The 22,382-nt window shown below is 46.6% G+C and carries 18 protein-coding genes and 3 tRNA genes; 13 read left to right on the forward strand and 8 right to left on the reverse strand.

The genetic code is table 11. The features are described 5' to 3' along the window. Nucleotides 1-93: 93 nt before the first annotated feature. Nucleotides 94-2,508, forward strand: a complete 2,415-nt coding sequence (locus K5Q99_RS03495) for a zinc-dependent metalloprotease (protein ID WP_220776063.1) — start codon at nt 94-96, stop codon at nt 2,506-2,508. 20 nt (nt 2,509-2,528) lie between these two features. Here the strand turns inward: K5Q99_RS03495 and K5Q99_RS03500 are convergent, their stop codons facing one another. Continuing rightward, nucleotides 2,529-4,337, reverse strand: a complete 1,809-nt coding sequence (locus tag K5Q99_RS03500; protein WP_220591190.1) for a protein kinase domain-containing protein — start codon at nt 4,335-4,337, stop codon at nt 2,529-2,531. Nucleotides 4,338-4,586: 249 nt separating this feature from the next. Between K5Q99_RS03500 and K5Q99_RS03505 the strand changes: the two genes are divergently transcribed. Together K5Q99_RS03505 and K5Q99_RS03510 are read left to right on the forward strand one after the other, a co-directional pair. Beyond that, nucleotides 4,587-4,928, forward strand: a complete 342-nt coding sequence (locus tag K5Q99_RS03505) for a hypothetical protein (protein ID WP_105250285.1) — start codon at nt 4,587-4,589, stop codon at nt 4,926-4,928. Nucleotides 4,929-5,030: 102 nt separating this feature from the next. Continuing rightward, nucleotides 5,031-5,687 (forward strand): thiopurine S-methyltransferase, encoded by a 657-nt coding sequence (locus K5Q99_RS03510; RefSeq protein ID WP_220776064.1) that lies wholly within the window; start codon nt 5,031-5,033, stop codon nt 5,685-5,687. 276 nt (nt 5,688-5,963) lie between these two features. On the opposite strand, the gene K5Q99_RS03515 is transcribed toward K5Q99_RS03510, so the two are convergent. Next, nucleotides 5,964-6,155, reverse strand: coding sequence for a bacterioferritin-associated ferredoxin (locus K5Q99_RS03515; RefSeq protein WP_076498521.1), 192 nt, complete (start codon nt 6,153-6,155; stop codon nt 5,964-5,966). 315 nt (nt 6,156-6,470) lie between these two features. On the opposite strand from K5Q99_RS03515, the gene K5Q99_RS03520 reads away from it, so the two are divergent. Beyond that, nucleotides 6,471-7,991: a methyl-accepting chemotaxis protein gene (locus tag K5Q99_RS03520; protein ID WP_246604377.1), complete on the forward strand. Its 1,521-nt coding sequence runs from the start codon at nt 6,471-6,473 to the stop codon at nt 7,989-7,991. 105 nt (nt 7,992-8,096) lie between these two features. Here the strand turns inward: K5Q99_RS03520 and K5Q99_RS03525 are convergent, their stop codons facing one another. After that, a complete protein-coding gene (locus K5Q99_RS03525) occupies nt 8,097-9,032 on the reverse strand; it encodes a D-2-hydroxyacid dehydrogenase (RefSeq protein WP_220776065.1) in 936 nt (311 codons plus the stop codon). Nucleotides 9,033-9,124: 92 nt separating this feature from the next. Between K5Q99_RS03525 and K5Q99_RS03530 the strand changes: the two genes are divergently transcribed. Next, nucleotides 9,125-9,460, forward strand: a complete 336-nt coding sequence (locus K5Q99_RS03530) for a DUF3392 domain-containing protein (protein WP_113939153.1) — start codon at nt 9,125-9,127, stop codon at nt 9,458-9,460. Nucleotides 9,461-9,480: 20 nt separating this feature from the next. Here K5Q99_RS03530 and K5Q99_RS03535 read toward each other — a convergent pair whose 3' ends face one another. The 5 genes from K5Q99_RS03535 to rsgA all read right to left on the reverse strand — a co-directional run bounded on the left by K5Q99_RS03535 (nt 9,481) and on the right by rsgA (nt 16,383). After that, nucleotides 9,481-10,203 carry a glycerophosphodiester phosphodiesterase gene (locus K5Q99_RS03535; protein WP_220776066.1) on the reverse strand — a complete coding sequence of 241 codons (723 nt, stop codon included), beginning with the start codon at nt 10,201-10,203 and terminating at the stop codon, nt 9,481-9,483. Nucleotides 10,204-10,217: 14 nt separating this feature from the next. Then, nucleotides 10,218-13,421 carry a mechanosensitive ion channel domain-containing protein gene (locus K5Q99_RS03540; RefSeq protein WP_220776077.1) on the reverse strand — a complete coding sequence of 1,068 codons (3,204 nt, stop codon included), beginning with the start codon at nt 13,419-13,421 and terminating at the stop codon, nt 10,218-10,220. Between the two features lie 68 nt (nt 13,422-13,489). Continuing rightward, nucleotides 13,490-14,371 (reverse strand): DMT family transporter, encoded by an 882-nt coding sequence (locus K5Q99_RS03545; protein WP_220776067.1) that lies wholly within the window; start codon nt 14,369-14,371, stop codon nt 13,490-13,492. A 6-nt stretch (nt 14,372-14,377) separates the two neighbouring features. After that, a complete protein-coding gene (asd, locus tag K5Q99_RS03550; protein WP_220776068.1) occupies nt 14,378-15,256 on the reverse strand; it encodes an archaetidylserine decarboxylase in 879 nt (292 codons plus the stop codon). A gap of 62 nt (nt 15,257-15,318) precedes the next feature. Next, nucleotides 15,319-16,383 (reverse strand): small ribosomal subunit biogenesis GTPase RsgA, encoded by a 1,065-nt coding sequence (gene rsgA / locus K5Q99_RS03555; RefSeq protein WP_220776069.1) that lies wholly within the window; start codon nt 16,381-16,383, stop codon nt 15,319-15,321. Between the two features lie 112 nt (nt 16,384-16,495). On the opposite strand from rsgA, the gene orn reads away from it, so the two are divergent. The 8 genes from orn to K5Q99_RS03595 all read left to right on the forward strand — a co-directional run bounded on the left by orn (nt 16,496) and on the right by K5Q99_RS03595 (nt 22,240). After that, complete coding sequence (gene orn / locus K5Q99_RS03560; RefSeq protein WP_006080044.1) at nt 16,496-17,041, forward strand: oligoribonuclease; 546 nt, start codon at nt 16,496-16,498, stop codon at nt 17,039-17,041. 189 nt (nt 17,042-17,230) lie between these two features. Next, a tRNA-Gly gene (locus tag K5Q99_RS03565) sits at nt 17,231-17,306 on the forward strand. Between the two features lie 42 nt (nt 17,307-17,348). Continuing rightward, nucleotides 17,349-17,424: transfer RNA gene (locus tag K5Q99_RS03570), tRNA-Gly, on the forward strand. A gap of 42 nt (nt 17,425-17,466) precedes the next feature. Then, nucleotides 17,467-17,542, forward strand: a tRNA-Gly gene (locus K5Q99_RS03575). Nucleotides 17,543-18,042: 500 nt separating this feature from the next. Continuing rightward, nucleotides 18,043-18,498, forward strand: a complete 456-nt coding sequence (locus K5Q99_RS03580; protein ID WP_106651690.1) for a hypothetical protein — start codon at nt 18,043-18,045, stop codon at nt 18,496-18,498. Between the two features lie 270 nt (nt 18,499-18,768). Next, entirely contained in the window at nt 18,769-20,253 is a 1,485-nt protein-coding gene (locus K5Q99_RS03585) for an NAD(P)H-hydrate dehydratase (RefSeq protein ID WP_220776070.1), read from the forward strand. Between the two features lie 101 nt (nt 20,254-20,354). Next, on the forward strand, nt 20,355-20,813 hold the full coding sequence (gene tsaE / locus K5Q99_RS03590) for a tRNA (adenosine(37)-N6)-threonylcarbamoyltransferase complex ATPase subunit type 1 TsaE (protein ID WP_220776071.1): 459 nt from the start codon (nt 20,355-20,357) through the stop codon (nt 20,811-20,813). 8 nt (nt 20,814-20,821) lie between these two features. After that, nucleotides 20,822-22,240 carry an N-acetylmuramoyl-L-alanine amidase gene (locus K5Q99_RS03595; RefSeq protein ID WP_220776072.1) on the forward strand — a complete coding sequence of 473 codons (1,419 nt, stop codon included), beginning with the start codon at nt 20,822-20,824 and terminating at the stop codon, nt 22,238-22,240. Nucleotides 22,241-22,382: the final 142 nt, after the last annotated feature.

Here is a 22,382-nt window from a genome sequence, read left to right on the forward strand (position 1 = left end):
TCGCGTTATTTACTGTAAATCAATCGCTTGAGATCAAGATTCATCGATAACTTATTAAGGTAAATAACGCAGCCAGCCGTATCAGGAGGAAAGATGAAACCCCAAAGTTTAGCCTTAGCCTTAGCCTTATCCATAGCGCTGTTAGGATTTCCCACAGTTACCGTCGCAGCAGCCGCGCCTAGTGCCAAGATTATTAAGCAAAGCCAAGAGGCGAAAGGGTTTCTTAATCTCTATTACGAGGAATCTCAGGGAGAGTTGTACCTTGAGGTCAATCGCTTAAATCAGCCTTTTCTCTTGGTCACTAGTTTGCCGCAGGGCGTAGGTTCAAACGACATTGGTCTCGATCGTGGCCAACTGGGTCAGACCCGCATGGTGCAGTTTGAGCGCCAAGGTCCCTATATTTTACTCAAGCAACTCAATACCCAATATCGTGCAAATACCACTGACGCCGCTGAGCAAAGAGCGGTTGCAGAAGCCTTTGCCGATTCAGTGCTATGGCAAGGCAAAGTGATTGAGGGCAAGCCAGATCTGGTGGCAGTCAACGATCTGGTCCTCAATGATTTACACGGTGTGGCTTCCGCTTTGCAACAGACTGAACAAGGCAATTATCGGCTCGATTTGAGCCGTTCTGTCATTTTGCCCAAAGGGATTAAATCCTTTGAGAAAAACGCCGATGTCGATGTGCAACTCACCTTTAAAGGCGATGTTGCTGGCGCGCAGGTCGCACAGGTAACCCCCGATGGCACCTTAATGTCGGTGCGGATGCGTTATTCCTTTGTTGAGCTGCCCGATACTGATTATCAGCCGCGGGCTTATCATCCGATGAGTGGTTATTTGTCCGATGAGTATCAAGACTATGCGACGCCCTTTGACCAACCGTTAGCTCAGCGTTTTATCCTGCGCCACCGTTTACAGAAAGTGAATCCTGGCCCAGCGCCAAGCGAAGTCGTTAAACCTATTACTTATTATCTTGATCCTGGCGTGCCAGAGCCGATACGTTCGGCGTTGCTCGATGGCGCGCGCTGGTGGGAGACAGCTTTTACTCGCGCCGGATTTATCAACGGCTTTAAAGTTGAGTTATTGCCGGTAGATGCCGATCCGCAGGATATTCGCTACAACATGATCCAATGGGTGCACAGGGCGACGCGGGGTTGGTCCTATGGCGCCGCGCTGACCGATCCTCGCACAGGTGAAATCATTAAGGGTCAAGTCACGCTCGGCAGCTTGCGTGTGCGGCAGGATTACTTGATTGCCAAAGGCTTAACCGCAGGCTGGCAGGATAGAGTGGCGGCCGAGAAAGCGGCGACAGCCTTGTCGCTGGCGCGTATTCGCCAACTGGCCGCCCATGAAGTCGGCCACACCTTAGGGCTAGATCATAACTTTGCCGCTTCGACCAATCAGGATGCCTCTGTGATGGATTATCCCCATCCGAAAATCCAGCTAAAGGGCAATGATATTGATATTTCAGCACCTTACACTACAGGTGTTGGTCCTTGGGATGATTTTGCTATCGCCTATGGCTATAGCGAACAAGGCGATGCTCGCACCCAACAGGCGTTGCAAGTCGACTTATTGGCCGATGTCGCCAAACGTGGCTTACGTTATATCGGTGAGGCCGATTCTCGCCAAAAGGATGCGAGTCAGGCCTATGCCAGTTTGTGGGATAGTGGTGACGATCCGATCGAACAGCTGGGTAAGCTCGATAAAATTCGCACTAAGGCGATTGCGGGATTCTCCAGTGCAGCCTTGTTACCCAATGAGCCGTTGGGCGAGTTAGCCGATGCCTTTGCGCCAATTTATTTGCTGACGCGTTATCAAATCGATGCGGTTGCTAAGTTTATTGGCGGCACTGACTATAACTATCAATCCATAGGTGAAGGCAGCCGCTGGAGCTATATTGCGCCGCAATTGCAGTTAACGGGTTTAGATGCGTTGCTTAAAACCTTAGATGCCGCGAGTTTAACTGTGCCGCAAACCTTGCTCGACAGTTTAGTACCAAAGGCGGGGAATTATCATGCCACGCGGGAATCCTTCGACTCAGGTTTAGGCGCAATTAACGATCCTCTCGGCATGGCTGAAGTATTTAGCCGTCATACTGTTAGCTTGCTATTGATGCCTAAGCGTTTGAACCGTGTCAGCCAAGCATCCATGGCCGATAGCGAGCAGTTATCGGTGACAACATTACTGGATAAGTTATTCGCGGCGACCTTGTATCAAGAAGACAAGCTTGGGCTGGTCGAAGGCGTGTGGATGCGAGTGAACGCTGTGGTGATTGATGAAGTACTGGCAACACTGCACAATCCTCAAACCTCACCAGAGGTGAGGGCTGCGATTAACGATCGCGCTCAGTTTGTGATTAAGCAATTGAAAGCGAGATCGAATCGAGCCAATGCAAGTCTTGCTGCCCATTACACTTGGTTGCAACAAGGTCTGGCTGCGGGCTTAACCGATGCTAAGGTTAAGCTGATCCCTAAGCCGTTAACCTTACCGCCGGGATCGCCAATTTAACCCGATGAACATAGGCGCCATTAGGCGCCTATTTCTTTTGGATTTTTTGGATAAAAGTGATCGGCTTTACGCTCTAGATGGGTAAAGCGGCGGGTGTTTTTGTAAGGTAGTTTCATAAAGCCCGACACGCCGTGGCCTTGGATTTTGCCGACATGATGCAAGATGCGATCGAGACTGGCGCGAAATGCCGCTTGCTTACGGGGGTTGAGCAGCTTCAAGTAACTGTGAATTTTTAAGTGATTCGGTAGCGCCTCAAAAATGATGCAGCCTGTGTGGTGAATTTGGTTGATGCGGGCTAACTCTTCCATGATCTCCACCGGCAGTTCGAGGTTTTCGTCGGGATCTTTACCGTCTTCAAAATAAGAGTGTAATCGCGACTTATCTTCTAAGGTGGGCACATCACCGACTTCAAAGGGTAATTGCAGATCGGCGCTGGCGACAAACGGCTCGCTGATATCTGTGCGTTCGATATGCAGCGTGTCTTTGGCGTTAAAGAAACAGGCCTTAAATACCCCAATACGTTTAATTCCCCGTGCTAAGTCCACCATATTGTTGACCGCAATAATTAAGGCACTTTTTTGTTTTGCATCGTAAATCGCAAGATTGGAGTCGATAAACACGCCTGTTTCCTGCCAATGAATAGCCAGACCACCCACGATCGGATATTGCGCTAACCGACCCACGGCGGCGATAAAGCCTTTTTCGGTATCGCCCATGCCCGCGAGGAAGTTGCGGTAATATTTTTCGAGCTGAATATCATCCATCTTAGCGATGGGATCTTGGGCGTTGTGCTCCTTTAAAAAGGATTTACGAGAACTGTAGCTGACGGTTTCAACATCTTTATCGCGGGATTGTACCCACACAGGAATTTCGCCCTGTAACTCAGCTTTGGGCAGTTCTGGTAAATGCAGTCTGTGGCTGTGGCGCATACTTTTTAAAAAGTAATCACCGGCAATGTTGCGCTGCTCAGGATCTGTGCTGAGCATGCCCTCTAAGGTGCGGGCTAATTCGATTGGTAAGCCAATGCTGGTGGGCGAGATAACTTGTGCGCCGAAGCGACTTGCTTGCCCTGAGGCGAGGGCATACAGAGTTGCGGCAACACCTTGTTCGTCAAAGCGCGGGCTGGAGAGTGCTCCATTGAGTTGCTCTTCGCCGATAAAGTACACATCACCCATGCGGGCGTTGGTATGTTGTTGATCGCTCGACATTAACGCCATCACATTGTCTTCGACGGGCTTGTTATGTTCATCCCGTTGGGCAAATACCGCTGAGCCCCAATCGATTAACGATAAGTGTTGCTGCTCAATGTCGTAAACCAGATTAGAAGGTTTGATATCGCCGTGCACTAAGGGCTTGCCCGTGCGCAGGTAATACAAGATATCGGCGAGTTGGCGGGCGATGCTCATGACCATAGCGGTAGGTAGGGCGCCCATACGGCGGCAAAGTTGGTCGAGATCTTCGCCTTTTGCCCGTTCCATCACGAGTATTCCCTGTTTACCGACTCGCTCAAATTTGATCGCGCCCGGTACATTGGGATGCTTGAGTAAGGACAGCATAAAGGCTTCTTCTTCGAGCCTATCTTGAATATGTTGCGGCAGATTAATCCGTGAGAACTTAAACACATGGGCATCGCCCGCTTGATTGATACCTGCAAAGACGAAACCGTAGGCGCCTTTGCCGACCAATTCAATATCGGTATAACCTAATTTGCTCAGCTGTTGCTTACAGAGGCGGATCCACGCCTTGTGTTTACGGGCATCATTGGCTTTGAGCAAGTAAATGGATTGCTCTTCAGAAATATAAAAATGCTGCAGCTGAGGTGTTTGCAAATTGTGCTCCTTGTTTTGTTCATTTAACCAGTAAGCGGGGGCGATAATCAAATGGCGGCTGGCTTTATTTTAGGATCTTGAGCGGCATGGGCTTTCAGCGTCAGGCGCGGCTTACCTAACCGATCATTTCGTCACTGACTTTGACTTATATCAAGTTAAATCCTCGCGACTATAGGTAATCTTTGGGACATGAGATGGGATCAGTTTTTGTTAATTAACCTACAGACAAAGTACAGCTAAGGAGGGCGTATGCCCACCCAATATAAAGCCTTGTTGATCGAGTTATTGGAATATCCACGTAAGCGTATTTTACAGTCAATGGAAGTGACCCATTGCCCGCATGCGGTATTTTTTAATGATAGAGACGAGCAATGTTTAACGTGTCATCAGGGCATGGAATGTATCTGGATGAACCAGAATGACGAGCTGGTGGCCGTGAACGAAAAATCGATTGCCGAGTTAAAACAGCAGTTGTTGATCGCCGTGGACTTTATCGACTCATCGTTAAGCCCGCACCATTTATCACGCCGTCAATGTCAGTGTGATAACTGTGTTTGGCTGCGTAAAGTGCAAGCCACGTTAGATCAGTAAGTGAGTCTTTACATTGCTGAGTTTGCCGAATGGCAGGAGGCTTTGCATCCACTTTAAAATGTCATTAGAGTAAGGACAACTTTAGCGAATAGAGATAAACCCATGGAACCCGGTTTTTGGCATGAAAAGTGGCACCAGCAACAAATAGGTTTTCATCAGCAAGACATCAATCCTTTCCTCGTTAAGTATTGGCAGCAGCTTAGATTACCCGCAAATACCAAGGTTTTTGTGCCCTTATGCGGTAAGTCGCTAGACATGTGCTTCTTGGCCGAACAGGGGCATCAGGTCATAGGTTGTGAATTGAATGAATTGGCGGTGCAGCAATTTTTCAGCGATAACCAACTCGAGATGTCGCAAACGACCGTGGGTGAACACCAGCATTATCAAACTGAACAGATCAGTTTGTATCAGGGTGATATTTTCACCTTACCTAAGGTTATCACTCAAGAAGTGACAGCATTTTATGATCGCGCGGCTTTGATCGCATGGCCAGAAAGTATGCGTGCACAATATGCCAAGCAGTTAGCGAGCTTATTACCTAGCGGCAGTGTCGGTTTATTAGTGACTTTAGATTATCCGCAAGAATCCCTTATCGGCCCGCCTTTTGCGGTATCCCCTACTTGGGTAGAGCAGCATCTAAGTGAGGATTTTGATATTGAAGTATTAGCGTCGCAAGATGTGTTGGCCGACAATCCACGTTTTATTAAGAAAGCAGTGCCTTGGCTTAATGAAGCCGCCTATTTGTTGAAACGTAAGTAGGCTTGACTCGGAAGTTGGCTCTGTAACCCCATTGAATTATTCGCGGCTTTCGAGCTTGGAGTTCAGTGGGGCTTGTCATTAAAACATCATATCTAAAGTCTAAACTGGCAAGATTATTTAAGACAAAGTGGCGGATATAGGGCTTTGTTATCGCGGGACTTTTTTGGATTGAGTTTGCTTGAGCTGGATTAAGTTTGCTTGAGTCAGCGTGTATTTAGCTTGTCGGAACTTTGTTCGTGAGTGAGTTACCCTTTACCACGCTATTCGCGATGAACTCTATGCGACTTCGTAATAATTAGGCTCAAGCTCTAGTTGATTTTGAATGATCTGCACTGCCATTCTGGCGCATTTACCACATTGATCGGCAACACCTAAGCGCTTTTTTACGTCAGCAAGCGAGCTATCGCCCTGGCTTACTGCGTTTTTAATTTGCGTATCAGTGATCGCATGGCAAAGACAAACGTACATATATTAGTCTCCAATCGAATTGCGCTAATTCTAAATGAAAACGCTTATCAAATGCAATCATATTTTTTGGGTGATTTTCATACTTTAACGCTTTTGTTACATGGCGCACGTTTTATCGTCTATGCTAGGTGTGTTTTAGCACTAAAAAGCTAGGCAGTTTTAGAAGTAGGTTTAGGAATACAGAGTCAGGGTGATGATGCCTCACGGATGGATAACTCATGGATGAATAACGAAGAATTAATCAAAGATCCATAAGGTTTCATGAGAACAAATCTACCAGTTACACAGTGAGAATATGATTATCCAGCGGATTGGATTTTATTGTCGACCACGGATACTCAAAGTCATATCACTTACGCCAATCAATCTTTCTGTACCGTTGCCGGTTACGACCTCGATGCCATGCTAGGCAAGCCCCACAACATGGTGCGTCATCCAGATATGCCTCCGCAAGCGTTTGAGGATCTGTGGCGCTGCATCAAAAAAGGCGAGCCTTGGAAAGGAATAGTGAAAAATCGCTGCGCCAATGGCGATCACTATTGGGTTGATGCCTATGTCTCCCCCATTTCAGTTAATGGCAAAGTCGTTGAGTTTCAATCTGTACGCACTAAACCCACCCGCGATCAGGTTAAGCGTGCAGAAATAGCCTATGCAGAGTTGAACAAAAAGGGCAGCGTCAGCGCGTTAAAACGTACCTTGGATATGCCAGTTAAATTGCTGTTACTCGCATTGGTTGCCATGCTACCTATGCTTTACCTTGCTCTGCAAATTGGCTTAATGGGCTTTATTGCCCTAGCGATAAGTGTCCTAGTATTGCTGGTGGGCGGTAATCTGGTGCTGAATCGCTATTACGCGATAGTGGCTAAGGCAAAGCATATCTACGATAACCCCTTGATGGCGCATATTTATAGTGGAAGCAGTGATGATCTTGGCGCGATTGATTTAGCACTGCAAATGCAGAATTCTGAGCTTAAGTCGATTCTGGGGCGTGCATCGGATTCCTGTTATAACGTGTCAGAACAGGCCAAAATATCTGCCGCCAAGGGTAAACAAATCCAGAGTACCAGTCAGGCTCAACTGTCTGAAATAGAACAAGTCGCTACGGCGATGCAGGAAATGACCGCTACATTAGGCGATATGTCCTCCAATTGTGCTGATGCAGCCAGTGCCTCGCAAATGGCATCCGCTGAAACCATCAATGGCGATAAAACGGTGTCGAGCACCATTAGCTCGATTCAAGCTATGGCGGAGCAGCTGCAACAAACATCAAAGGTGATTACTGAGTTAGAAGCCCACAGTAAAGATATTGGCACAGTACTCGATGTGATTCAGAGTATTGCGGGGCAGACGAATCTACTGGCATTAAATGCCGCGATTGAAGCGGCTAGAGCGGGTGAGCAAGGGCGTGGCTTTGCTGTCGTTGCTGACGAAGTGCGGGCGCTGGCGCAACGTACCCACGATGCTACTAAGGAAATCCAAAGCATGATTAACCTGTTGCAGCAGGGGACCAACAAAGCTGTGGTCAGCATGCAGCAAGGAGTGGTTGCCGCTGCCGACTGTATTTCAACAGCGGATCTTGCGGGCGCAGCCTTACGCACAATCCGTGAGGCCATTTCGACCATTACCGATATGACGCACCATATTGCCAGCGCGGTTGAAGAGCAATCGAGTGTGGCAAATGAGATGAATCGCAGCGTGGTAAATGTGTCGCAATTTACCCATTCTAGCCATCAACTCGGCAGTGAAATGGTCGGCTTGAATGATGAAGTGACTCACGAAATGGATTCACACTCGGTATTGGTTGAGCAATTTTTAAAGCGTAGCTTTAGGATTTAACTGTCTAAAACTTAAGATAAATAAGGCAATAGTCTGACTATTGCCTTTGCTTTTTCTGATCCCTGACTCAATTTCAATTCTCTAACTTAATTCCTGAGCGCTAACTCAATAGCCCTTACTAAAGTCGATTCGATTCTGCAGTGGCTCACCGCTAATGTAGCGGTGATAGTTTTGGCTAAAAATCTCGACGATTTGTGCGGGATGGCTTGGCGCAGAAATATGCGGCGTGATGATGGCATTTTCCCGCTCCCAAATGGGATGGCTATTGGGCAAAGGTTCTTGAGTAAAAACATCCAAAACCGCTTGTTGGGCAGGTTTAGCGATAAGCTGGACATTAAGCGCATCGAGATCGAGTGCATCACCGCGGCCAACGTTAAACAGCACTGCATCATCTTTTAGCTTGCCTAAGGTATCAGCGTTAAGCAGGCTTTGGGTTGCCGGAGTGCTGGGCAGTAAATTCACCACCACATCGGCTTGCATCAACGTCTGGCCCAAATTGGCTATCACTTCAATGGCATCAAAACCTTCTACGGCATTACCGCTGCTATTGATACCAGTAACATGCATGCCAAAGTGTTTTGCGGTTTTCGCTAAATGCTGGGCGATTGACCCTGTGCCAAGCAAGAGCAATCGCATTCCCTGTAAACTTGAGTGGCGGTGCTGGGGTTGAATCAGCCACTGTTTTTGCTGTTGCTGCTGGCGATAAAAACCATGACCACGGATATGCGCGAGTAAATAACCGAACACAAACTCACTCATCAACGGGCCGAAAATGCCTTTAATATTGGTAAGTTGATAGTCTTTTCTGCCCCTTGGGCTTATCAGGACATCTATGCCAGCAAAGCTTGATTGTAGCCATTGCAGATTTTTAGCATGGGGCAATAGGGGGGCGGCGAGTTTCGGTTCGGCTAACCAAATATCTGCATCAATTATGCTCGCTGGATTATCGTCGAGTAACGTTAAATCTGGGAGACTCTGCGCCTCAATCAAGTCGCGGTACTGTTGATTTGCCTTTGTTAGCAAGAGTAACTTGTGCCCCATGGCGTCTCCCTTTATGCTTGGTTATTGTTATTTTTCAATACGCTGTCGCGGTCACTTCGAGGCATTGCGTCGCATCTTTTTAGGTTAAGTCTATGTTTGATCAATTAGTCGCTATTATTGCCCAGTTAGGTAATATGCTTCGCCCTTGGGCCTTCGATATTGCTACCGCTATGGTGGTATGTCTTATTTTGGTTTTTTCAGCGGATGTAAATCGTATCTTAAGGCGTCATTTGTTGGGGCATTCTTTTGTGCTGCGGACATTTGTTTTTATTATTGTGAATGCCTTTGGCTATGGCCTATTGATCGTGAAAGCCACGCCTTGGGTGGCAAGACACATAGTGGCTATGCCATCCCATTGGATGTTTCTGTTAATTGTGGCCATGTTTATTTTTATCGGTTATTGGGCTCAGCGAAATAGCCAAGCTTAATAGCGTTATTATTTTTGTAGTTACTCAAAGTAGCCAGAGTAATTGGCCATTGCCTTTTGGGTTAAGGCTTGCATGGCGCGATCGGGGTAATTGCTGAACACGCCATCGACGCCTATCTGCTTAAGCGCATGAATATCATCAATATGATCGACAGTATAAACATAAACCTTGGCACCTCGGTTATGGGCGTCATCTACTAGCGCTTGGCTGATAAAACTCACATCTAAATGCAATGAATAGGCATTCAGTTCGCTTACCACGCCAGCCCCATCGAGTGGAATACTGGCAAGCAGCGGCGCGACGAAAGCCTCGGGCAACGCCTGTTTAAGTTCATGCAGATAGGGGTGGTTAAAGGAGGAAATCAGTAACTGCTCCTTGGTAAACCCAAGCTGACTCATAGCCTTTGGGTATAAGTCGATTAACGGCGTGACGGTATTAATGCCTTTTAACTCTATATTGACTATGCAGCGCCCCGCAATCAGCTCAAGTACTTGCCATAGCGTCGGAATGGATTCACCTTTCACATTGATGCTTGCTAGATAGTCCTTGCTCACTAAGTGAATGACGCCCGTGCCCGAGCTTTTGTTATCGAGTCGTCTGTCGTGAAACACGACTAACTCACCTTCGACATTATGTACATCGAGTTCGACGGCTTGTGCACCCAATTCTAACGCTTTAGCCATGGCGGCTAAGGTATTTTCGGCCTGATAACCGCTGGCGCCGCGGTGAGCAAAAATAAGCATGGTCTGCGATCCTATTAGCTTCTAATAATGCCTTGTTGCTCGCGATTTTGACCATTCTTAATATGGATTTCCATCTGCGGGTAGGCGAGTTCGAGATTGTTTTCTTTGAGTTTTTTAGTCACTCGTTTATGTAAATCATGACGCAGTGGCCAGCGTGCCGACATATCTTTCGCATAGGCGCGCACTTCATAATCTTGGGTATGTTTACCAAAGCCGGCAAACCAGACTTCAGGTTCTGGGCTGGCAAGTGCATCTTCACACTCTTGCACCGCTTGATACAGGGTCGCTTCAACTTTGGCAGGGTCTGAATCCCGCGCCACCGATACATAAACAATGACCCGAGTAATAGGATCTGACAAGGACCAGTTGATCAGCTGCTCTGTGATAAAGGCCTTGTTCGGGATGATAATTTCCTTTCTATCCCAGTCAATAATCGTTGTCGCCCGAATTTGGATTTTACTGACAGTCCCTGTTAAATCACGAATTGTCACTGTGTCGCCAATCCGCACGGGTTTCTCAAACAAAATGATCAAACCTGAGATAAAGTTGGCGAAAATTTCTTGCAAACCAAAACCTAAACCGAGCGACAGTGCGGCAATCAGCCATTGAAGCTTAGACCATTCCATCCCGAGATTAGAAAAGCCGATTAATAGTCCGAGGAAAACCACCAGATAACGACTGACGGTGGTGATCGCAAACCCCGTTCCGGGCGAGAGATCAAGCCTTTGCAGGATCATTAGCTCAAGTAGGCCGGGTAAATTGGTGGCAATCATTAACGAGAAACCCACCACTATCAGCCCAAACATCAAGGACTTCATGGTAATTGGCAGTTGTTGTTCTAGGCCATTGACGCTGGTATTGGTCGTCCACAGGGTGATGCCGTCGAGGAAGGAAAATAGCGCCGTGTGGGTTTGAGTCCACAGACCAATCAAGCTGGCTAAGAAGGCCAATAACAACAACGAACGGACTAGACCGAGGGATTGGCTCGAAATAGTTTCGAGATCGACCACGGGTTCTTCGTAGGTGTCGAGCCCATCGGTAGAAAGATGATGGGTTTCGCCTTTTTCCCTTTGTGCTAAGCGCTCTGCACGTTTTGCCTTGGCGCGATCGAAAGCGATACGCCGGCGTTCAATTAACATCCAGCGTTTGATCAACTGGTATAAGAGTAAGAAACCCAGACCAAGTACGATCGACAATTGCAGCTGTAGCAACATTTGGAAGGCGGTGAAGTAGTAACCCCTAAAGGCTAATCCGGCACTTAACAGTGGCACAGATATCAACAAGGTCCAGAGCATTTTCTGAATGAGTTTTTTGTTTTTACCGTCTTTCTTGGCATCTGAGTTTTTACGGCTCAGGATTAAAATATCTTTGTATAACAAGAATAAAACGATACAGAAAATAATGAATGCGCCGCGGCCTATGCTATTACGCACCAGTGATGTGTCGAGCACTTCGGTAAAGCCCATCAGACCCAATAATGGGCTAGCAATCAGCACAAAGTGTCTGAGCCGTGATTGTCCCGCTTGAATGAGTTTTGAGGGGCGTTTGAAATGGCCCACGAGTACGCCTTTGTCGAGCGTCAGAATAAAGATAAAGCGATATAAGAGATACACTAAACCAATCGCCAGTATGCCCATACCCACAGCTTGCACAAAGTTGCGATCGGATTGATAAAAAATTAATCCCGCCATGATCACAGGGAAAGGTTTTATCAAGGCATAGCAGATACTGCAAACGAGCGCTTTGAGGGTGTAAATAAATTTATCTTGGGTCACATTGCCCACATAAGTAGTGTAATGATTTAGCAAGCGATTGAATTTAGGAGTGATCAAGTCTTGTACGACTAAACACAGTACCAGCAATATGATCCACCAAGACCAATAATCGTTTTGTTCATCCCAGGCTTTTCCCAGTTCATCCCACTGTGCTTGTTGCACAAGCCAAACCGTGCTGCGCTCAAGATCCGTAAGCCATAACTTACTGATACTGGCAGCATTAGGCACCCAGAATAAATGCTCGTTAAGGGTATTTTTAAGGGTGAGATGTTGCTGGCTCAGTTGTTGATAGTTGACCTTCAACTTGCCTAATTCACTCAAGTATTGGTCATAGCTTTGCATCAACTGCGAGATCAAACTTTGCTGCGAGTGCAGTAGTTTAATCTGTTGCTCATTGTATAAGCCGGGCTGTTCTAACTCTTGCTCATTGAGGGCTTGTTGCTGCTCTAAATGATATCTGTCTAAGCGCGCATCGGCGATCAGGGTTTGCAGTTTTTCGTGGTTCGGCGGCTTAGGCAGTGATTGCAACATCTGCAAAAAGCGCTCACCAAAGGCGGAGTTCATTTTGACCCAAGTGATCTGTTCTTGGATGTTCGCCAACTGTTTGGCTTGGGATTGATATTGGGTTTCTGCCTGTTCCTGCTGCTCGACCACATTATTGATCTGTAAGGTTAAGGTTTGCAGTTTTTGGCCATAAATCTGGTTAGTGTCGGCAATATTGCGGGTAATGGGATCGAGGACTTTGTCCGTGTTGACTAAGTTTTTGGCTAGGGTGGCATCGGTTTGTTGCTGACGTTGTTTATTGATCGCCTTGTTGATGGTTTCGATCAAGGCTTCTTGCTGCACCAGTTGTTGGCGTACTAGCTGTAATTGCAACTGCGTCAGTTCAATGCGTTTTTGGCTGCTGGCAAGCTCGGCCTCATTGGTCGCAAGGCTTTGTTCAAAGAAGAGTCGTTGAGTTTGTTGTAACTCACCCGTAGGGGTATCAAGCGGGGCGAGTTCTGCTTTTTTGTTCTGGGCGACTGTTTGCCTCGCGTTGGCAATCACTGTCGGTAAGTCATTGTGGCGCTGTAATAAATCGTTAACTTGTCGGCCAAGGGTCGATTCACTTTCTTTAAGTTCAGACAAGCGAATATAGGCCATCGAAGCCTGCTGGCTGAGGTCTGTGCCTTTTTCCAGTGATAGAGGTTTGTAGGCTTCTTTCAGTGCTTGGTTGGTGCGCTTCTTGTGTTGTTCAAAATCGATCTGCGCCTGTTGGAAACTGGTCGCACTGGCGGCGAGTTTCTCTATGTTAATTTTTAGGTCGTTAATTTGTTCGTCAATGCTGAAATTTTGTTGCTGATCTTGCTTGTTCATGCCAAGACGTTTGTCCAACTGCAAAGGCGAATTGGCAAGTGCGGAAAATGTGAAAAAAGCAATAATGAACAATAAAATACGTGGCATATAGGCTAAAGACATTTAGGGGCGAAAGACGCTCCATATTAGCCAAATTGCGTTGAGATTGGTATGTTTCAGGCGTTCTTTTTTCGCCGCTGTGATTGGTGCGATTGATGGGTTTCGAAGATGGCGGTCGCGACTATGATAGTGCCGCCGATTACGGTGTTGAGATTAAGCTCTTCACCCAAAATAATCAGCGCTAACATGGCGCCATAGAAGGGCTGTAAGCAAGAGACTAGCCCAACCGTTTTGGCGCTGAGTTGCCTCAGTGCGGAAGTGAATAGCGCATGGGGCGCGGCGGTAAAGGCAACGCCGAGTAAAATAATTAATCCCCACACTTCTAATGAGATACTGCCCAGTTCCGTTTGGTGCCACGGCATCAAGAACACCACGGCGACCAAGGTTTGATAGAACATGGCATGGGGGCCGCTGTACTGGGAAAAGTAGCGTTTGTGCAATAAGTTACGGGTGGTGAACAAGATGGCGGACACTATGCCGATGGCAATGCCCAGCGTAGTGTCGTTACCTAAATTGGCTTCAGGGATCAGTAATATCACCCCAATCAGCACTAATACACCGCTGATCATATCGTGTAATTTTATCTTATTACCTGTCAGCAACGGCTCGGCAATCACTGTCATCACCGGATAGGTGAAAAACGCAATCATGCCAATGGCGACCGACGATAATTGCATGGCCGCAAAATAAGTCACCCAATGCAGGCTGACGATAACCCCAAGCCCGATTGCGACCAGATAATCTTGTTTGCTTGCCAGCGTTAGCCGTTTACGGCTGAATTTGACTAGCAAACCTAACACAGTGGCGGCGACGATACAGCGTAGGAAGGTGATGTCGAGCGCGCTAAGTGGGATTAATTTAGAAAACAAAGCTGTGCCGCCAAATAGCAGCACAGCCAGATGCAATTCAATTAATCCCGAAGGTTTAGCAGAACTCAAGAAAGCTTAACCCGCTTGCTTAACGTCTTTCAGGTTAGCGAAGGCTTGTCCCATACGTGTTACTGCTTCGGCTTCAACACCTTCAGCAAAGGTCGCGATAGCATCTTTGGCAAACAACATCACCACAGTACTGCCTAACTTGAAGCGACCCATTTCTTCGCCTTTGTCTAAGGTGATGGCATCTGGGCCTTGGGTTGGATATTCCCAAGTGAAGACTTGCTTACCTGTCGGCGGCGTGACTGTGCCAGCCCATACGGTTTCAATACTGGCAACAATCGTTGCGCCAACCAATACCATAGCCAGTGGACCTAATTCGGTTTCGAAAATCGCCACCACACGTTCGTTACGGGCAAACAGACCGGGTACGTGTCTCGCCGTTAACGGATTCACCGAAAACAGTTCGCCAGGTACATAGGTCATTTTTGATAACGTGCCTTTAATCGGCATGTGGATACGGTGATAATCTTTAGGCGCCAGATAGATAGTCGCAAAATCACCGCCTTCGAAGCGTTTAGCATCTTCGGCTTGATCGCCAAGCAAAGTTAACGATGAATAGTGATGACCCTTAGCTTGGAAGATGCGACCGTTTTTGATGGGGCCTAACTGACTTACCGCACCATCGACGGGATGCACCATGATATCGGCGTCCATATCTAACGGACGAATACCGGGTTTAAGGGCGCGGGTAAAAAAGGCATTAAAGCTTTTATAGGCTTCAGGCTCACTCTGCGCCGCTTCGCTCATGTCGATTTTATATTGTTTGATAAACCACTTAATGGCGGCAGTGGTTAAGGCGCCAGCTTCGGCTGCAGCGAGTTTACCCACTAAACGAGATAACAAGTGTTTTGGCAGCATGTACTGCAGCGCTATTTTGACTTTATCCAATTTCAATTCCTTTTCTTACTGCTCAATCTTTGCTGAGACTGTTGTTATTTATCAATAAGTCATTATTCGTCAGTTGCCGCGCGGAAATGGCGGGCATGGCGTTGTTCATCTAAGCTGGAGATAATTTTATGGTAATTATTAAAGCGATCTGCGCTGATCTTACCTTGGCTCAGGGCTTCTTGCAGTGCACAGCCGGGATCGTCACCGTGTTTACAATCGCGGAATTTACATGCGCCAAGATACTCGCGAAACTCGATAAAGCACCAGCCGACACGTTGTGCAGGAAGATGCCATAGGGCGAATTCGCGCACGCCAGGAGAGTCGATTAAATCGCCGCCACTAGGCAAGTGCAACAGCTTAGCAGTGGTAGTAGTGTGTTGACCTAAACCTGAGTTATCGGAAACATCGCCGATAATAAGCTCTGCATCGGGTAGTAATGCATTGATGATCGATGATTTACCCACACCAGATTGGCCGGCAAACACGCTGACTTTATCTTTGAGTATGCCTTTGATGGTATCGATACCATCGCCAAGCTTGCTGCTGACCTTATAAACCGGATAGCCAATGTCTTTGTAGCGCTGTAGCGCTTCGTCGATTGCCTGCGCTTCATCGGGATTGAGCAAGTCAATTTTATTCAAAATGATGATAGGCGGAATATCGGTATCTTCGGCAGCCACTAAATAACGGTCGATGATCTGGGTGGTAAAGCTGGGTAATACCGAGGAGACAATCAAAATTTGGTCGATATTCGAGGCGATAATTTTCACGCCATCGTATAAATCTGGGCGTGTAAGTGATGAGCGACGTGGATGAACGGCTTCAACAATACCTGCGATACCGCTATTGGCTTGGCTCTCAATGGCTAAGCGTACGATGACTTTATCGCCAGTCACTAAACTGGTGACGGCACGGCGAATATTACAGCGCACAATTTGGCCGCTTTCAGTTTCTATGTCGGCATGTTGGCCAAAACGTGAAATCACAGTACCGGGCTGTTCTTGCCCCAATGAACTATCCTGTAACTCTGGCGTATTTTTATCGCCACTGTCACGATTGAGTCGCTTCTCGTGATTAGCGCGCATACGGCGTAATTGACCTTGGCTTAGGGGTTTCTTTTTACTCACTGATTCGTCTTCGTCAATTAGGTGATTTTTTGTGTTGGAAAAAAGCAGTATGATACACGCTCTTGAATAAAAAAGCCTGAATTTAGGCTAACTGACACGATAAGGCTGATTTATGACGGCAGATGTAAATAATCTCATTTGGATCGATTTGGAAATGACAGGGTTAGAGCCCGACGTCGACAGGATCATTGAAATTGCCACGTTAGTGACAGATCAAGAACTCAATATTATCGGTCAAGGTCCGGTTATCGCGATTCATCAATCGGATGACGTGCTGGCTGCTATGGATGATTGGAATCAAAAGCACCATGGTGAGTCAGGGTTGATTGACCGCGTTCGTGCTAGCCAAGAAACCGAAGCGCAAGCCGTGGCTAAGACGATTGCCTTCTTAGAACAGTATGTTCCTAAGGGTGCTTCTCCAATGTGTGGTAACAGTATTGGCCAAGATAGACGCTTCTTAAATCGTTATATGCGCGAGCTGGAAGATTATTTCCACTACCGCAATGTGGATGTCAGTACAATTAAAGAGCTAGTGAAGCGTTGGAGCCCAGAAACTATGGCGGGCTTTAAGAAGCAAAACACTCACCAAGCACTGCAGGATATCCAAGAGTCGATCGCTGAATTGCAGTATTATCGCAGCAAAGTATTTAAAATTTGACCGATCAGTAGATAAATATGCAAGAAGGGGTTGCAGCCGCATGAATTTTTCATATAATGCGGCCTCAACTTTTTGATGCGAACAGAGATGTACGGTCATTTAGATTGAATGCGACATTAGCTCAGTTGATAAAGGTTAAAGGCGATACCTTTGTTAATGTTGAAGGCAAATGTAGCAGCGATGCAAAAAGCGACATTAGCTCAGTTGGTAGAGCGATACCTTGCCAAGGTATAGGTCATCGGTTCGAACCCGATATGTCGCTCCAAATTAAAATTTAGTGATTTGCCAAATCATTAATACAGATTATGCGACATTAGCTCAGTTGGTAGAGCGATACCTTGCCAAGGTATAGGTCATCGGTTCGAACCCGATATGTCGCTCCAAATTAAAACTTAGTGATTTACCAAATCATTAGTACAGATTATGCGACATTAGCTCAGTTGGTAGAGCGATACCTTGCCAAGGTATAGGTCATCGGTTCGAACCCGATATGTCGCTCCAATTTCCTAAATATCCCACTACTCAATTGACATTAGCTCAGTTACCAACTTGATATGGCGATACCTTCTTTTTTGCCAAGGTATAGGTCATAGGTTCGAACCGCTCTTGATCAAAATCATGTCGCTGTAATTCCGTTAAACTCTCAACAGCGACTTTTTCACGTCATTCCCTCAATTAGCTCATCTATATCCTTTCTTGATTAACGACTTTCCACTGCAAACCCTCTATATCTGATTCATCATGTACAACCAAAGGCTTACGTTAACCTATTGGGTTAAGTGTTTTGAGATCTCTTTTGGCTTTTCTCTCTTACACAAAACGGTGTGATTGGATTTAGATGCGTGATCTGAAGCGTGTTTCTTCAAGTTTTCCTAAATTAGATAGCTTCGCGAAAGTTAAATTATGACCTTGTTCAAATATTCGTAACGCTTTTGCTCACATAATGAAGCTAGACAAAATTAATAGCGCCAAGTAGTTGGCCTGACAGTGGAGTGCATTATATGCGTATTCAACAATTACGTGATCTACTTGAGTATGTGGCAAATTGCCGCTTAGATATGGCGCAACTCTATGGCCGACTCAATAATCAAGCTGACTCGGCCCGTGTGAAAATGATGCTGGATTATTTTGAGTCACATCAAAAAACCATGGCGGAGAAACTGCGTGATTATATGGAAGAAGCGCCACATCGTATTCTTGATACTTGGTATAAAGACTTCACTTTTGAAGACTTTACCAAGCGTTGCCAAGATATTATGTTGCCCGCAAACATGAATGAAGACGATGTGCTCAACTTGCACTTAGACTTAGAAAATCGTCTGATTGGTTTGTTAGAAAAAACGGTTAACTCCACCACTGCCGAAGATGCGCGTAATGCGTTAGCTAATTTGATCCGCGTGGAAAAAACTCAGCAGCAACGTTTAGTCCATAGTACGATTCGGATGGACGATATCTAAACCGTTATTTCTTCTCGATTCCTAAAGCCAGCCGAGTGCTGGCTTTTGTCTTTGTATTATCTATGTATTGATGACTTTTGATCTACTTGGCGTCATTTGGACGGGTAACTGCGTCTGAACTGATTTACGTCATAATTATCCGCTCTGATTCTTGCTATTTTCTTACTTTAATTGGCTGATTCTTTATCGGTCTTGCTCAATGCTGCTAAGACTCCTATGGTGAGGTAACTCATGGTGGAATGAAGTCGTTGGCGTCTAAGGAGATCCTTTATGGCACAAGATCTATCGCAATTCCCCAAGGCCTTATTTACCCAAGCACAGGTTCGTGATGCTGAACTGAGCGCTGTGTCGCAGGGAGCTTCTAGCCTCTATGAATTGGTCGAGCGTGCTGGCGCGGCGGCTTTTGAGTGTTTAGTGAAGCATAACCCCAACGCTTCTTCTGTATTTATCCTCGCTGGCAGCGGTAACAATGGTGCCGATGCCTTAGTGTGCGCCCGTTTAGCCCGTGCCTGTGGTATGGCCGTTTCTGTGATGATGACGTTAGCGGCAGGCACGCCTGAGTGTCAGCAAGCATTGGCCCATTATCTTAAAGACGGCGGAGAGTTACTGCCAAAAGCCGTTGCGCCCATTCTTGCGGCCAAGATTATCGTCGATGGTTTACTCGGTACAGGTGTGCGAGATGCGGTGCGCGACGATATGGCTGAGTATATTAGTGCAATCAATGATAATTCGGCTTGGGTATTGAGTCTTGATTTACCCTCTGGAGTCATTGCTGATACAGGCGCCGTAGTAGGTGTTGCTGTGATGGCGGATATCACCTTATGTTTTGGTGGTTTAAAGCAAGGTGTTTTAACGGGTAAGGCACGGCATTACAGTGGTGAGCTTGAATTTGCAGATTTAGGATTAACGCCTTTCTTTGCTGAAGCGAGCGCACAAAGAGTAGGAAGAGAGACTCTTAAGGACTATTTTGCCGCCCGAGCACGGGATAGCCATAAAGGCCAATCGGGTAAAGTCACTGTCATCGGTGGTGATATGGGCATGGCTGGCGCCGTGCGACTGGCAAGTGAGGCATGTCTGCGTGCCGGTGCTGGGTTAGTCACAGTGATCAGTCGACCAGAGCATCAGTTGACGGTAAATGTCTCCCGTCCTGAATTGATGTTTTGGGGTTGCGATCTAGTCGATATGGAAGTGTATCTGCGCTTAGGTTGGGCGCAGGTTATCGTACTTGGCCCCGGTTTAGGTAAACATGACTGGGGCTATAACTTGTTTAAAGCCGTGGGCTTAAGCGATAAACCCTGTGTTTTGGATGCTGATGCTTTAAATCTACTCAGTAATGAGCCGCGTCGGCAAACCAATTGGGTGCTAACACCGCATCCGGGTGAGGCGGCGCGTTTACTCGGTTGCTCTGTGGCAGAAATTGAGCAGGATAGGTTTGCGGCAGTGCGGGCTATACAGCAAAAGTACGGCGGTGTTGTGTTGCTAAAAGGCGCTGGAACCGTCATTTTTGATGGCAAACAAATGGTTGTTGCGCCTGTTGGTAATCCTGGGCTTGCCAGTGGTGGGTGTGGTGATGTGTTATCTGGTATTATAGGCGCGCTCATGGCTCAAGGAATGGATAACATGCAAGCGACTGTGCTGGGTGTTGTTGTACATGGTTGCGCCGCCGATCTTGCGGCAATACAGGGAGAACGGGGTATGTTAGCGAGTGATTTAATGCCTTTTATTCGCCAATTAGTGAATAGTGATTTACTCTAGGCGGTATGTGAGACTCAAGCGGGGCTGGGCTTTGTTCTATACCTGTACCTTTTTAGGCTTGAGTCGCTTCTCCATCAATAACAGCAGTGATATAAGCGGATATGACAGAGTTAACTTTTTTCTTAGACAACGAAGACGACACTATTGCGGTTGGGCAAAAATTAGCCCGCCATGTCCAAGCGCCTTTGACTCTGTATCTTACGGGTGATTTAGGTGCCGGTAAAACGACGCTGAGTCGCGGCTTAATTCAAGGTTTAGGTCATAAAGGAGCAGTTAAAAGCCCGACTTACACTTTAGTTGAACCATATGAGCTGGATGGTGTCGAAGTTTATCATTTTGATTTGTATCGTTTAAACGATCCAGAAGAACTGGAGTTTATGGGTATTCGTGATTACTTCACAGATAAGAGTCTGTGCATTGTTGAATGGCCAGATAAGGGAGAGGGTTTATTGCCCGATGCCGATGTCCATATGCATTTAAGTTATCAAAATAGTGGGCGTGAAATACGCATAGACGCCTTGTCAGAGCCAGGTGAAAAGTTATTAAAAGCGATAAAATAAAAACTAAAATGATAAAAAATAACCCCTTTTTTCAAATTATTATTCTTTCTTTATGTTCTTTTTTATCTGTGACGGCCCATGCGGCTAATCAGTTAGAAAGCGTACGTATTTGGGCTGCGCCTGAGTCAACTCGAATCGTGTTTGACCTAAGCGAAGTCCCGGATTACACCTATTTCTCTTTAGATGGTCCTAATCGCTTAGTGGTGGATTTAAAAAAGTCCGCCACTAAAGTTGCGCTTAAAAATATTGAAAACAACAGTAAGTTAGTCAAGGGCGTGCGAGTCAGTAAGTCGCCGACTAAGGGCGATTTGCGCTTAGTCATAGATTTGGTGAAGCCACTGAATGCGAGCTTGTTTTCGTTGCCCGTAACTGCGCCCTACGGCAATCGTCTCGTGGTTGATTTGGAAGATAAAACCTTAACAACCGCCACTGCAGTTGTGTCATCAACCCCTGTTAAAACGGTTACTCAAGCGGCAAAGTCATCCCGTGACATTGTGATTGCTATCGATGCGGGCCATGGTGGCGACGATCCCGGCTCCATTGGCCCTTCGGGCGTTTATGAAAAAAAGGTGGCTCTAGAAATCGCCAGACGTGTTTCGAGTAAAATCAATGACACGCCCGGCATGCGCGCTGTGATGATCCGTACCGGCGATTATTTTGTGAATCTGAATAAGCGCTCTGAGTTGGCCCGCAACAGTAAGGCCGATCTGCTCATTTCTATCCATGCCGATGCTTTTACATCACCCAATCCGCGCGGGGCCTCTGTGTGGGTATTATCTATGCGTCGTGCTAACAGTGAAATTGGCCGTTGGTTAGAGCAAAAAGAAAAACATTCTGAGTTGCTGGGCGGTGCGGGGGAAATTATCCAAAACACGGATAATGAACAGTATTTGGCTATGACGCTGCTCGATATGTCAATGAACAGTTCGATGGCAATTGGCCATTCTGTTGCGGGGGATATTTTAAAAGATTTAGGTGGCGTGACTCAATTGCATAAAAGTCGCCCTGAGTCCGCGAGTTTAGCCGTGCTGAAGTCACCGGATATTCCTTCAATCTTGGTTGAAACGGGCTTTATTTCAAACCCTAAAGAAGAGCGTTTACTGTCGAGTAGTCGGCATCAAGAAAGCATTGCCGATGCTATTTACAAAGGTGTGAGTCGTTACTATCACAATAATCCGCCCGCGGACACTTTGCTTGCCCAGCGTGGCGGCGCAAGTTCTAGCAATACTAAATCGACAAAAGAGAGAACGCCAACTGCTTATGTGGGAAGTTCAACGGCATCGAATGTCAAACATAAAGTCAGTCGTGGTGAGTCTTTATCAGCCATTGCGCAGCGTTACCGTGTGCCTATGTCTAGCACTGAAGAATCCCCTGATGATTTACAAATAAATCATCAAATTAGGGTGGAAGCACATCTTGTTGCATGATCAAATGGTTTCGCTAAAAACTACACTTGGACAACAAGATGCGCGAAGCCAATATCCTACAACATTCTTTACACCAATACTGCCCAGAACTTCACCTAAAACGATTAAACAGCTTGATGCTGGCCTCTAAGGCACTGATTGA

The sequence above is a fragment of the Shewanella hafniensis genome, from assembly GCF_019655335.1.
GTDB classification, from domain to species: Bacteria; Pseudomonadota; Gammaproteobacteria; order Enterobacterales; family Shewanellaceae; genus Shewanella; species Shewanella hafniensis.

Coding starts and splice junctions, on each gene's coding strand:
- K5Q99_RS03495 (WP_220776063.1), top strand. CDS start 94: ATGAAACCCCAAAGTTTAGCCTTAGCCTTAGCCTTATCCATAGCGCTG.
- K5Q99_RS03505 (WP_105250285.1), top strand. CDS start 4,587: ATGCCCACCCAATATAAAGCCTTGTTGATCGAGTTATTGGAATATCCA.
- K5Q99_RS03510 (WP_220776064.1), top strand. CDS start 5,031: ATGGAACCCGGTTTTTGGCATGAAAAGTGGCACCAGCAACAAATAGGT.
- K5Q99_RS03515 (WP_076498521.1), bottom strand. CDS start 6,155: ATGTACGTTTGTCTTTGCCATGCGATCACTGATACGCAAATTAAAAAC.
- K5Q99_RS03525 (WP_220776065.1), bottom strand. CDS start 9,032: ATGGGGCACAAGTTACTCTTGCTAACAAAGGCAAATCAACAGTACCGC.
- K5Q99_RS03530 (WP_113939153.1), top strand. CDS start 9,125: ATGTTTGATCAATTAGTCGCTATTATTGCCCAGTTAGGTAATATGCTT.
- K5Q99_RS03535 (WP_220776066.1), bottom strand. CDS start 10,203: ATGCTTATTTTTGCTCACCGCGGCGCCAGCGGTTATCAGGCCGAAAAT.
- K5Q99_RS03540 (WP_220776077.1), bottom strand. CDS start 13,421: ATGCCACGTATTTTATTGTTCATTATTGCTTTTTTCACATTTTCCGCA.
- orn (WP_006080044.1), top strand. CDS start 16,496: ATGACGGCAGATGTAAATAATCTCATTTGGATCGATTTGGAAATGACA.
- K5Q99_RS03580 (WP_106651690.1), top strand. CDS start 18,043: ATGCGTATTCAACAATTACGTGATCTACTTGAGTATGTGGCAAATTGC.
- K5Q99_RS03585 (WP_220776070.1), top strand. CDS start 18,769: ATGGCACAAGATCTATCGCAATTCCCCAAGGCCTTATTTACCCAAGCA.
- tsaE (WP_220776071.1), top strand. CDS start 20,355: ATGACAGAGTTAACTTTTTTCTTAGACAACGAAGACGACACTATTGCG.
- K5Q99_RS03595 (WP_220776072.1), top strand. CDS start 20,822: ATGATAAAAAATAACCCCTTTTTTCAAATTATTATTCTTTCTTTATGT.